An 11537-nucleotide genomic window follows, 5' to 3' on the forward strand; every position below is an offset into this window, starting at 1 on the left:
GTCGCGCCCGCGGCCCGCAGCTGCTCCTCGGTGTGCGCGCCGGTGAGCGTGCCCGCGACGATGCGCGCGCCCGCGGCCAGGCCGGTGGCGATATCGCTGGACGTATCGCCCAGCACCGCCACGCGATCCACGGCGTCGATCTCCAGGCGCAGCACCGCGGTGAGCACCATGTCCGGGTAGGGGCGGCCGCGACCGGCGTCGGAGGGCACCAGGGCCAGATCCGCGATGTCGTTCCAGCCCAGCGCGTTCAGCAGCTTGTCCTGCGTCTCGCGGCTGAACCCGGTGGTCAGCGCCACCTTGATGCCGGCGGCCCGCAGGGCGGCGATGGCTTCGGCGGCACCGGGAATCGGGCTCACCCCGGCTGCCTCGGCGAGCTCGGTGTAGGCGGCCTCGAAGGCGCGGTTGGCCTGCTGGGCGCGATCCTCGTCGCCGAGCAGGGTGCGGAAGCACCAGATCTTGGACTGACCCATGGTGTCTTGCACGAACGTCCGCGCGGCCTCGCGCTCCGGGCCCTCGGCGGGGACGCCGACGGCGGTGATGGCCGCCTCGAACGCCTGCTCGACCAGCCCGTCGTCGGCCACGGTGGTGCCCGCCATGTCGAAGACGGCGAGTTCGATCTGCTTGTCGGACACGATGATTCCTTCGCGAGTCGGTTCAGAGGTTGAGCAGGTCGGCGGTCTCTTCGCCGAGCGCGGGGCCCAGCGTCATGCCGCGCCCGCCCGGACCGGTGACGACCCAGACGCCGTCGGCGGCCCGCGCGCGGGTGACGATGGTGCCCGGGTCGATGGACTGGCTGTACACGCCCGCCCAGCGCCGCACGATCGGCGGCAGCTTGCGGCCCAGCAGCTCCTCCATCACGCCGGTGAGGTGCTCGTAGGGTGCCTCGTCGACGTCGAAGGTGAACGGCTCGTCGTATTCGTGGGTGTCGCCGATGGTGAGCCCGCCGTGCAGGCGCTGCACGGCCAGCAGCTGCATCTTGTGCTGGGCGGCCGTGAACGGCTGCGCCTCTTCACGATTCAGGCGATCCAGCTCCGGTCCGGCGAAGGCCGGGTAGTAGCGGAAGCTGTCGCCGTCGGCGATGGCGGTGGTGAGCGGTTCGCCCAGCGGAGCGGTCTGCATCATCTGCAGCCGCACCCGGCGCACCGGGATGTCGCCGACCAGCTCGCGGGTCAGACCGGTGTGCGCCGCGCCCGGGCAGACCAGTACCAGGTCGCCCTCGTGGCGGCGGCCGCGATCGTCGATCACGGTGGTGCCGGTGACGGCGCGGGCCTCGGTGCCGGCGAAGAAGCTGTAGCGCCCGCTCGCCTCCATATAGCGGCGCAGCGCGGGCAGCGCCTGCCGCGACTCGACCGCGGCATCGGTCGAACAGTGCAGGCCCGCAAGGAATTTGCCGCGCAACGCGGGGTTGAGCGCGCGCACCCGCTCCGGGTCGAGCAGTTCGAAGCCGCGTTCGGCGGCCGAGGGGTTCGCCAGGGCGGCCTCGGCGACCGCGAGCTCGTTCGGGCTGCGGACCAGGGTGATGGAGCCCGCGGGCCGGAAGCCCACGCCCGGCACCTTGCCGCCGATCTCCTCCCACAGCTGCCGGGATCGCAGCGTGAGCGCCAGTTCGTTCGCGCTGCGCCCGGACACCCACACCAGACCGAAGTTGCGCACGGTCGCGCCGCGCGCCTCCACCTCGCGTTCGAGGTGGACGACGTCGTGGCCGCGCCCGATGGCGGCGAGAGCGTGGGCGGTGCCGAGGATCCCTCCGCCGATGATGACCAATCGCATGGATGTCATCGTGGGCAATGGTCTAGACCTACGGGTGTTTCGTGTGGAAACGGTAGGTTAATAATTGGTATAGACCAATCATGTGTACGCTGGGGGCATGGAGCCGAGGGAGGTCGCCGGTGTGGAAGACCAGGCGGGGCCGGGCCGTCGGGTGCCCGGAACGGCCGGTGCGGGAACCGATTCCGCGTCCGCCGGGCGCATGCCCAAGTCCTACCGGGTGCGCGCCGAACTGGAGGCGCTGCTCGGCGAGCTCTCCGAAGGCGACCCGGTGCCCTCGGAGCGCGAACTCGCGCTGCGCTGCGGCGTCGCCCGCGAGACCGTGCGCCAGGCCGTGCGGGAACTGCTGGTGGAGGGGCGGATTCGCCGTCAGGGTCGCGGCACCGTGGTCTCGCGCCCGAAGATGGTGCAGCCCTTGTCCTTACGCTCCTACACCGAGGGCGCGATCAAGTTCGGCCGCAAACCGGGCCGTCTGCTGGTCGACTGGTCCGACGTCCCCGCCGATCCGGACACCGCCCACGATCTGGCCGTGAAGCCGGGCACCCCGGTCATGCACCTGGAACGCATCCTGCTCGCCGACGGGGAGCGCATCGGCCTGGAGAGCACCTGGATGCCGTTGCACCGCTTCGCCGTCCTGCGCGAGTTCTACGACCCGCAGACCTCGCTCTACGCCGCCACTCGCGGTATGGGCGTGGTCTACGCGGTCGCCACCGAGCGCATCGAGACGGTGCTGGCCTCCCCACGCGAGGCCGCCCTGCTGGAATGCACGACCGCCCTGCCCATGCTGCTGCTGCACCGCCGCAGCGTGGACGGGGAAGGCGTGCCGATCGAACGCGTGCGCTCGCTGTACCGCGGCGACCGGATCGCCTTCCAGGCCAAGCTCACCGACTACTGAGCCCGCGATCGGCCGGTACCGGGCACGCGATCAGCCCAGCCGCGGAGCCACTTTCGCGCCCAGCAGCTCGATGCTGTGCAGCACCTTCTCGTGCGGCAGCGTGCCGACGCTGGTGTGCAGCATGAACCGGTCCAGTCCGAGGGTGTCGCGCACGTCGGCGATCTTCTCGGCGACATGGTCGGGTGTGCCCACGAACAGCGACCCGCTCTGCGAGCGCAGCGCGTCGAACTGCTGGCGGGTCATCGGACCCCAGCCGCGCTCGCGCCCGATGCCGGTCATCGCCCGCGCGTAGGACCCGTAGAAATCCTCCACCGCCTGCTCGTCGGTGTCGGCGATGTAGCCGTGCGCGTGCACCGCCACCGGCTGCGGCTCGTGCCCGCCCTCGGCGAGCGCCCGGTGGTAGAGGTCCACCAGCGGCTTGAACCGCGCGGGCTGCCCGCCGATGATGGCGATGGCCAGCGGCAGGCCCAGCAGTCCCGCGCGCACCACGGATTCGGGGCTGCCGCCGACGGCGATCCACACCGGCAGCGGCCGGTGCTCGGTGCGCGGGTAGACGACGGCGTGGTCCAGCGGCGCGCGGAACTTGCCCGACCAGGTGACCGGTTCGTCCTCGCGGATCTTCAGCAGCAGGGCGAGCTTCTCCTCGAAGAGCTCGTCGTAGTCGGACAGGTCGTAGCCGAACAGCGGGAACGATTCGATGAACGAGCCGCGCCCGGCCATCAATTCGGCGCGCCCGTTCGACAGCCCGTCCAGGGTCGCGAAGTCCTGGTAGGCGCGCACCGGGTCCGCGGAGCTGAGCACGGTGACCGCGCTGGTGAGCTGGATGCGCTCGGTGCGCGAGGCGATGGCGGCCAGCACGACCGCGGGGGAGGAGGCGGCGAAGTCCGCGCGGTGATGCTCGCCGACGCCGTACACGTGCAGCCCGGCCCGCTCGGTGGCCACGGCCTCCTCGACCACCTGCCGCAGGCGTTCGCCCGCGGTCGGCACCGGCCCGTCGCCGCCGACGGGATGCGTTTCGGCGAATGTCGTCAGTCCCAGTTCCACGGCCGTTGCCCTTCTCGAGTCTTGTTGCCAAGTCAACTGCCACGATAAACGGACCGTGGTCCGGAAGAATTCCCGCGTGCCCAGGACCTGGGAATCCCACCATTCGGACCGGCAGATAGTCTGGTACCCATGTCTGTGCGCACCCGCAAGCCCCTCGTACCCGGCACGCAGTCGCCCATTCGCGAGGTCCCCAAGAACATCGAACGGCCGGAGTACGTCTGGAAGAAGACGGTCAACGAAGGCCGCGAACCCTGGGTGCAGACCGCGGAGACCATCGACAAGATGCGGATCGCGGGCAAGATCGCCGCACAGGCCCTGGAAGAGGCCGGTAAGGCGGTCGCGCCCGGCGTCACCACCGACGAGCTCGACCGGATCGCCCACGAGTACATGCTCGACCACGGCGCGTACCCGTCGACCCTGGGCTACAAGGGATTTCCCAAATCCTGCTGCACCTCGCTGAACGAGGTCATCTGCCACGGCATCCCCGACTCGACCGTGATCGAGGACGGCGACATCGTCAATATCGACGTCACCGCCTACATCCACGGCGTGCACGGCGACACCAACAAGACCTTCCTCGCCGGTGACGTGGACGAGGAGGTGCGCCTGCTGGTCGAGCGCACCGAGGAGGCCACCAAGCGGGCCATCAAGGCGGTCAAGCCGGGGCGCGCGCTCAATGTGATCGGCCGCGTCATCGAGGCCTACGCCAACCGCTTCGGCTACGGCGTGGTCCGCGACTTCACCGGCCACGGTGTGGGACCCACCTTCCACTCCGGCCTGGTCATCCTGCATTACGACCAGCCCGCCGTGGAGTCGGTCATCGAACCGGGCATGACCTTCACCATCGAACCCATGATCAATCTGGGCGGTATCGACTACGAGATCTGGGACGACGGCTGGACCGTGGTCACCAAGGACCGTAAGTGGACCGCCCAGTTCGAGCACACTCTCGTCGTCACCGACGAGGGCGCAGAGATCCTGACGCTGCCGTGAAAATCGCCATGCCCCAGCGGGGCGTCACCACGCGCGGCATCGGCTCCCGCGGCCCGCGGCGCAAGCCCTCCCGTTTCCTCCCGCCGAACCCCCGGGACGAGGGCCTCGGCGCCCTGCGCGCCACCATGCGCCGCCACGTCGAACTCTCCGCCGGCCGGCCGGTGGACGACGCCGAGAACCAGGACGTCGTCGCCGACACCCGCGACGAGTACGACAACCGCGACGCCTACACCAGCAGCGGCCGCGACCACTACGTCTACCGCCCGCGGGCGGAGTACAGCACGCGGTGAGCGGCATCGGGCGGCGCGAGTGAAGGGCGCGCTGCTGGTCGCCGGGACAACCTCCGACGCGGGCAAAAGCGTTGTGGTGGCGGGACTTTGCCGGATGCTGGCGCGGCGCGGGGTGCGGGTCGCGCCCTTCAAGGCGCAGAACATGTCCAACAACTCCGTCGTCACCCTCGACGGCGGGGAGATCGGGCGGGCGCAGGCGTTGCAGGCGCGGGCCTGCGGGCTCGAACCCAGCGTGCGATTCAATCCGATCCTGCTCAAACCGGGCAGTGACCGGCGGTCGCAGCTGGTGGTGCGCGGCCAGGCCGTCGACACCGTGGGGGCCAAGGACTATTTCCGGCATCGGCGGGAACTGCGGGCCGTCGTCGCCGCGGAATTGGCTGCACTGCGTGACGAATTCGATGTGGTGATCTGCGAGGGCGCGGGGTCGCCCGCCGAGATCAATTTGCGGGCAACCGATCTCGCGAACATGGGATTGGCGCGGGCCGCTGACCTGCCGGTGGTGCTGGTCGGCGACATCGATCGCGGCGGCGTGCTGGCCCACCTGTTCGGGACGGTCGCCATTCTGGAACCCGAAGACCAGCAACTGATCTCGGGATTCATCATCAACAAGTTCCGCGGCGACGTGGACCTGCTGCGGCCCGGCCTGGACCAGCTCACCGCGCTCACCGGCAGGCCGACGCTCGGGGTCATCCCGTTCGCCGAGGACCTGTGGATCGACGCCGAGGACTCCCTCGGCACCGTCGCCGACGCGCCCGTGGGCCGCTCCCGCCCGCCGCTGGGCCGGGACTGGCTGACCGTGGCCGCGATCCGCCTGCCGCGCATCTCCAACTCCACCGACGTCGAGGCCCTGGCCTGCGAGCCCGGCGTCTCGGTGCGCTGGGTCAGCGACCCGTCCCGGCTCGCCGGGGCCGATCTGGTGGTGATCCCCGGCAGCAAATCCACCGTCAGCGACCTGGAGTGGTTGCGCCGCACCGGAATCGCCGACGCCCTCACCGCCCGTGCGGGCGCGGGCGGCCCGATTCTCGGCATCTGCGGCGGCTACCAGATGCTGGCCCGCACCATCGTCGACCGCGTCGAGTCCGGCGCGGGCGTCGTCGCGGGCCTGGGCCTGCTGGACCTGGACATCGAGTTCGCGGATCCGAAGGTGCTGCGCCGCTCCGGCGGCCGGGTCCTGGATCACGCCGGTGACGGTGATCTCCCGGTGCACGGCTATGAGATCCACCACGGCCGCGTCACCCGCACCGCCGACCGCCCCTGGTTCGAGCTCGACGGCGCCGCGGAAGGCAGTGTGCGCGAATCGGTGTGGGGCACCCACCTGCACGGCGCGTTGGCGGCGGACGAGTTTCGCCGCGCCTGGCTGCGCGAGCTCGCCGAACGTGCCGGTCGCGCGGATTTCGTTGTCGCCGAGGATGTCTCGGTCGAGCAGGTCCGCTCGTCGCAGCTCGATCTGCTGGCGGACCTGATGGAGAAGCACCTCGACCTCGACGCGCTCGAGCGGCTGATCGAGGCGGGAGCGCCCCCGGATCTGCCGACCCTGACCGTGGGGAAGTGACCCCGGTCGCAGTCATCCGACCGACTCGCGGTGGGCCTTCACACCGCTTCTGTATCGTGATCGACCATGGAATCTCGGCGGATCACGGTCGGTGACCGCGAGTGGGCGGTGCGAGTCGGCGGACCCGACACCCGGCACCACGTCCTGCTGCTGCCCGATGCGGGTGATCCGGCCGATGTTTACGACCAGGTCTGCGAACGGCTGCAGACCTCGGACCTGCACACCATCGCCCTCGAGTCGATCGACGGCCTGGACGCCGCCACGGTGTTCACCATCCTCGACGAGCTGAAGGTCCCGTGGGCCAACCTGGTCGGCAGCGGCGCCGGCGCGGACCTGGCCTGGGAGCTGGCCGCGCGCGGCTTCGGCCGCTTCATGAGCCTCATCGTGGCCGGCGGCGGCCACCCGGCCGCCCCGGGCGTCGACGGCGCCGTGCGCGACGCCGCCTGCCCGCCGGTGGAGATCCCCACCACCCTGCTGGCCACCAAGCCCTTCCCGCGCGAGGTGGCCGAGGGCTCGGCCCGGTTCGTCTACGGCGAATTCCGGCTGGTCCCCATGGATGTCACCGCCGTGCCCGCCGAAGCGGGCCACGAACTGGCCACCGAGGTCGTGCTACGCACCAGCCTCTGGTGAGTTGGCCCACTTCAGCCAGGAATCCAGTTCCCGCAAGGCCTCGGTGCGCGGCCGCTCCGACGACAGGAACACGTCGTGCCGCGCGCCCTCGATCGGCACGATATTGGTGCGCGTGCCCAGGCAGCCCGACCAGCGCTGGATCTGCCGCACATCGAGCACCACGTCCGACACGTCGGCGGCGGGGCCGTAGTTGCGCATGAACTTGGTGACCTTGGAGCGCAGGATCAGCGCGGGCACCCCGATGTCGAGGCCCTTGTGCAGCCGCAGGTGCCCGCGCCGGATGGCGCGCAGCCAGCCCGCGTGAACGGGGAAGCCGCTCAACGGTTTCCAGTCCAGGTTGTAATCCCACTCACCGGACTGGGTGTGGTGCAGGCTGTCGCCGTAGCTGGTGGACACGCCCAGCGGGATCCGGGCGAAGGCGCGCAACCGGCCCAGGCCCTCCAGCAGCGGCGTGCCCACCGAGCGGTAGTAACCGGGCCCCTGCAGGTCGAACCACGGGCTGTTGAGCACCAACCCGGTGATGCCCTGCTCGCGCACGCCGCCCGCGGCCTCGAGCCGGTTGAGCCACAGCGAGGTGACCAGACCGCCGGTGGAGTGGGCCATGATCAGCACCGGCAGCCCGGTCTCGGTGCGGATCACCTCGAGCGAGCGGTTGAGCTCCTCGTCGTAGAGGGCCAGGTCGCTGACATAGTGCGGGGTCTGCCCGGCCCGCGTGGAACGACCGCATTTGCGTAGGTCGAGCGCATAGAAGGCGTAGCCCTGGGCGGCCAGGTGCTGGGCCAGGTGTTCCTGGAAGAAGTAGTCGGTGAAGCCGTGCACGTACAGCACGGCCGCGGTCGCGGCGGGGGCGTCGGCGGGGGTGTAGCGGACCAGGGTGGCGACGGCGTCGCCCTGCCCGTCGGGGTCGGGGCCCATCGCCAGGGTCAGCTGCTGGTAGTCGGCGCCCAGGACGTCGGGCTGCCAGGCGGTGTTCGAAGACGTGGTGGAAGACGTTTCGCGGGTCACCCGCTCAACATAGACCGCATCGGTTCGATGTCCATTTGGGAGGGATCTCTCACATTCGGGGATTTCGAAGCGGGATTCGGGAATGGTCAGGGGCAGAATTGAGTCCAAGTGAACGACGGGTAACCTAACCCCACCTGGTGACCCAAAAAAGACAAGGAAGTCGATCCCCGCCGTGTCGAACGCTGCCACGATTGAAAAGACCGATGTAGTACTCATCGGTGCCGGCATCATGAGTGCCACCCTCGGTGCCCTTCTTCGCCAGGTGCAGCCGGATTGGTCGATCACCATCTTCGAGCGCCTCGAGGCCGCGGCCGCCGAGAGCAGCGACCCGTGGAACAACGCCGGCACCGGCCACTCGGCCCTGTGCGAGCTGAACTACACCCCGCGCAATGCCGACGGGTCGGTGGAGATCGCCAAGGCCATCGACATCAACGAGCGCTTCCAGGTCTCGCGCCAGTTCTGGTCCTACGCGGTCGAGAACGGTGTGCTGGCCAACCCGTCGAACTTCATCAACCCCATCCCGCACGTGAGCTTCACCCACGGCGCGGACGGCGTCGAATACCTGCGCAAGCGCCACGAGGCGCTGTCGCGGCATCCGCTGTTCGAGGGCATGGAGTTCATCGACGACGCCGACGAGTTCGCGCGGCGACTACCGCTGATGTCCAAGGGTCGCGACTTCTCCGACCCGGTCGGCCTGAACTGGACCGACTCCGGCACCGATATCGACTTCGGTGAGCTCACCAAGGAACTGCTGGCCTACCTGGGCGCGTCCGGCGCGGACATCGCGTTCGGCCACGAGGTGGCCAACCTCACCAAGCAGTCCGACGGCTCCTGGCTGGTCAAGGTGCGCAACCTGCGCAGCAACAAGGTGCGCGTCATCAACGCCAAGTTCGTGTTCGTGGGCGCGGGCGGCGGCGCGCTGCCGCTGCTGCAGAAGTCGGGCATCAAGGAGATCCGCGGTTTCGGCGGCTTCCCGGTGTCGGGCCTGTTCCTGCGCTGCACCAACCCGAACCTGGTGGCCCAGCACGAGGCCAAGGTGTACGGCCAGGCCTCGGTCGGCGCGCCGCCGATGTCGGTGCCGCACTTGGACACTCGCGTCATCAACGGGGAGAAGGGCCTGCTGTTCGGCCCGTACGCCGGCTGGACGCCGAAGTTCCTCAAGGACGGCAAGCTGACCGACCTGATCAAGTCGGTGAAGCCGAACAATCTGTTCTCCATGCTGGGCGTCGGCGTCACCGAGATGGGCCTGGTCAACTACCTGGTCGGGGAGCTGCTCAACTCGCAGAACGACCGGATCGGCTCGATGGAGGAGTTCATCCCGCGCGCCGACGGCGACGACTGGGAGCTGATCATCGCCGGTCAGCGCGTGCAGGTCATCCGCCGCAAGGGCGCGGGCGGCGTGCTGGAGCTCGGTACCGCGGTCGTCGCGGCCGAGGACGGCACCATCGCCGGTCTGCTCGGCGCGTCCCCGGGCGCGTCCACCTGTGTGAGCGCCATGCTCGACGTGATGAAGAAGTGCTTCCCGCGCGAATTCTCCACGTGGGAGCCGAAACTGAAGGAAATGGTGCCGTCGCTGGGCGTGAAGCTCTCCGAGAACCAGGCCCTGTTCAGCGAGGTGTGGGACTGGTCCATCAAGGCCCTGCAGCTGAACGTCGCCAACACGCCGGAGCCCGCGGGTATCGCTTCTCACGCGTAGATGTGATAGCAAGACGCGATGATGTCAACGGTTGCTCTCAAACGGTCGTGGTCCCAAGACCTGGACACCGCGACGCTGTACAAGCTGTTGAAACTTCGCGTGGAGGTTTTCGTCGTCGAGCAGAAGTGCGCCTACCCGGAACTGGACGGGTTCGATCTATTGCCGGAGACCCGCCACTTCTGGCTCGACGACGAGGGTGAGACCATCTGCACCCTCCGTCTCATGGAGGAGCACGAGGAGGGCGTCAAGTCCTTCCGCATCGGCCGCCTCTGCACCGCCCCCGAGGCTCGCGGCCACGGTTACACCACCCGCCTGCTGCAGGCCGCCCTGGCCGAAGCCGGTTCGGCGACAGTCCGCCTGAACGCCCAGACCTACCTCCTCGACATGTACACCAAACACGGCTTCAAGGTCGACGGCCCGGAGTACATCGAAGACGGCATCCCCCACATCCCCATGCGCCGCGGCTGACCCCGCCCCCGCACCCCTTTCGCGCCCGCTGTGAAACCCACAGCGGGCGCGGTCATTTCGCCCGCCGAGTGGCACATCCTGGAGGCCGAATCGGGCAAATCTCCTCCAGGATGCGCCACTCGGCGAACGGGGGTGGGGTACCCCGCGTGGGGAAGTGTGGCTCGACGGTACTGCGGGTGTGCTCGGGCAGAGCGGTCGCGGGCCGGTGGGCGGCCGTTCGGGGGTGCCGGCGTGAACTCGGGGGTGCGCGGTGCGGCGGGGGGCGACGCGCGGTTGGATGCGTGTGGGGTGGGGGGATGGGGTAGCCGGGGTGGGGAAATGTGCCGCGCTTAGAGTTGGGGGCGTGTCTGTTCCTTCTGTGGCGTACTCCGAGAGTGTTCGTTCGGCCGGTGACGAGGCCGGGTTTCCGTTCTCCGCGGTGGTGGGGCAGGAGCGGCTGCAGCTGGCGTTGATCCTGTGTGCGGTGCATCCCGGGATCGGCGGGGTGCTGGTGCGGGGGGAGAAGGGGACCGCCAAGTCGACCGTGGTGCGCGCGCTCGCGCAGCTGCTGCCTCCAGTGGTCGATGAGTCCGGCGCGCGGCCCGCGCGGTTGGTGGAGTTGCCGGTGGGCGCTACCGAGGATCGCGTGGTCGGGTCGCTGGATCTGGAGCGGGTGCTGCGGGACGGGGAGCAGGCGTTCAAGCCGGGTCTGCTGGCCGCGGCGCATCATGGCGTGCTCTACGTCGACGAAGTGAATCTGCTGCACGACCATCTGGTGGATGTGCTGCTCGACGCGGCCGCCATGGGCCGGGTGCACATCGAGCGCGACGGTGTCTCGCACACCCATCCGGCGCGATTCGTGTTGGTGGGCACCATGAATCCCGAGGAGGGTGAGCTGCGGCCGCAGCTGCTGGATCGCTTCGGCCTGACCGTGGACGTCGTCGCCTCCCGTGACGTGGATACGCGGATGGCCGTGATCCGCCGTCGCCTCGACTACGAGGCCGACCCCGCCGCCTTCGCCGACCGGTACGCGGCCGCGGATCGTGCGGTGGCCGAACGCATTCTGACCGCCCGCGACCACCTCGCCGAGATCAGCCTCGACAATGTCGAGTTGCGCCGCATCGCGGCCCTGTGCGCCGCCTTCGACGTCGACGGCATGCGCGCCGACCTGGTGGTGGCCCGCACCGCCACCGCCCACGCGGCCTGGCGCGGCGCCAC

Annotated in this window: 12 protein-coding genes; 8 read left to right on the forward strand and 4 right to left on the reverse strand. The window is 69.5% G+C overall.

The features are described 5' to 3' along the window. Positions 1-596, reverse strand: a 596-nt coding sequence (locus ACWELJ_RS30645; RefSeq protein ID WP_452369592.1) for an HAD-IA family hydrolase, incomplete at its 3' end; no start/stop codon positions are given. 58 nt (positions 597-654) lie between these two features. Continuing rightward, positions 655-1770, reverse strand: coding sequence for a TIGR03364 family FAD-dependent oxidoreductase (locus ACWELJ_RS30650; RefSeq protein ID WP_452369583.1), 1116 nt, complete (start codon positions 1768-1770; stop codon positions 655-657). 199 nt (positions 1771-1969) lie between these two features. Between ACWELJ_RS30650 and ACWELJ_RS30655 the strand changes: the two genes are divergently transcribed. Then, a complete protein-coding gene (locus ACWELJ_RS30655) occupies positions 1970-2662 on the forward strand; it encodes a GntR family transcriptional regulator (protein ID WP_452369593.1) in 693 nt (230 codons plus the stop codon). 30 nt (positions 2663-2692) lie between these two features. On the opposite strand, the gene ACWELJ_RS30660 is transcribed toward ACWELJ_RS30655, so the two are convergent. After that, entirely contained in the window at positions 2693-3706 is a 1014-nt protein-coding gene (locus ACWELJ_RS30660; protein ID WP_452369584.1) for an LLM class flavin-dependent oxidoreductase, read from the reverse strand. 129 nt (positions 3707-3835) lie between these two features. Between ACWELJ_RS30660 and map the strand changes: the two genes are divergently transcribed. From map to ACWELJ_RS30680, 4 genes are all read left to right on the forward strand, one after another. Continuing rightward, positions 3836-4699, forward strand: a complete 864-nt coding sequence (gene map / locus ACWELJ_RS30665) for a type I methionyl aminopeptidase (protein WP_452369585.1) — start codon at positions 3836-3838, stop codon at positions 4697-4699. Positions 4700-4707: 8 nt separating this feature from the next. Further along, on the forward strand, positions 4708-4989 hold the full coding sequence (locus tag ACWELJ_RS30670; RefSeq protein ID WP_452369586.1) for a hypothetical protein: 282 nt from the start codon (positions 4708-4710) through the stop codon (positions 4987-4989). Positions 4990-5008: 19 nt separating this feature from the next. Then, positions 5009-6541 (forward strand): cobyric acid synthase, encoded by a 1533-nt coding sequence (locus ACWELJ_RS30675; protein ID WP_452369587.1) that lies wholly within the window; start codon positions 5009-5011, stop codon positions 6539-6541. A gap of 66 nt (positions 6542-6607) precedes the next feature. Beyond that, a complete protein-coding gene (locus ACWELJ_RS30680; protein ID WP_452369588.1) occupies positions 6608-7171 on the forward strand; it encodes an alpha/beta fold hydrolase in 564 nt (187 codons plus the stop codon). Here ACWELJ_RS30680 and ACWELJ_RS30685 read toward each other — a convergent pair. Further along, a complete protein-coding gene (locus ACWELJ_RS30685) occupies positions 7151-8086 on the reverse strand; it encodes an alpha/beta hydrolase (protein WP_452369594.1) in 936 nt (311 codons plus the stop codon). The genes ACWELJ_RS30680 and ACWELJ_RS30685 overlap by 21 nt on opposite strands. A 262-nt stretch (positions 8087-8348) precedes the next feature. Between ACWELJ_RS30685 and mqo the strand changes: the two genes are divergently transcribed. The 3 genes from mqo to ACWELJ_RS30700 all read left to right on the forward strand — a co-directional run. After that, entirely contained in the window at positions 8349-9872 is a 1524-nt protein-coding gene (gene mqo / locus ACWELJ_RS30690; RefSeq protein WP_452369589.1) for a malate dehydrogenase (quinone), read from the forward strand. 18 nt (positions 9873-9890) lie between these two features. Continuing rightward, complete coding sequence (locus tag ACWELJ_RS30695) at positions 9891-10340, forward strand: GNAT family N-acetyltransferase (protein WP_452369590.1); 450 nt, start codon at positions 9891-9893, stop codon at positions 10338-10340. A gap of 343 nt (positions 10341-10683) precedes the next feature. Next, positions 10684-11537 (forward strand): ATP-binding protein (locus tag ACWELJ_RS30700; RefSeq protein ID WP_452369591.1); only part of this gene is annotated, 854 nt, incomplete at its 3' end.

It is taken from the genome of Nocardia sp. NPDC004582, assembly GCF_053602115.1.

What these genes read in the sequence shown, in the direction of transcription:
- ACWELJ_RS30695 (WP_452369590.1), top strand. Translation starts at nt 9,891, where the DNA reads ATGATGTCAACGGTTGCTCTCAAACGGTCGTGGTCCCAAGACCTGGAC.
- ACWELJ_RS30680 (WP_452369588.1), top strand. Translation starts at nt 6,608, where the DNA reads ATGGAATCTCGGCGGATCACGGTCGGTGACCGCGAGTGGGCGGTGCGA.
- ACWELJ_RS30650 (WP_452369583.1), bottom strand. Translation starts at nt 1,770, where the DNA reads ATGCGATTGGTCATCATCGGCGGAGGGATCCTCGGCACCGCCCACGCT.
- ACWELJ_RS30685 (WP_452369594.1), bottom strand. Translation starts at nt 8,086, where the DNA reads ATGGGCCCCGACCCCGACGGGCAGGGCGACGCCGTCGCCACCCTGGTC.
- map (WP_452369585.1), top strand. Translation starts at nt 3,836, where the DNA reads ATGTCTGTGCGCACCCGCAAGCCCCTCGTACCCGGCACGCAGTCGCCC.
- ACWELJ_RS30670 (WP_452369586.1), top strand. Translation starts at nt 4,708, where the DNA reads ATGCCCCAGCGGGGCGTCACCACGCGCGGCATCGGCTCCCGCGGCCCG.
- ACWELJ_RS30655 (WP_452369593.1), top strand. Translation starts at nt 1,970, where the DNA reads ATGCCCAAGTCCTACCGGGTGCGCGCCGAACTGGAGGCGCTGCTCGGC.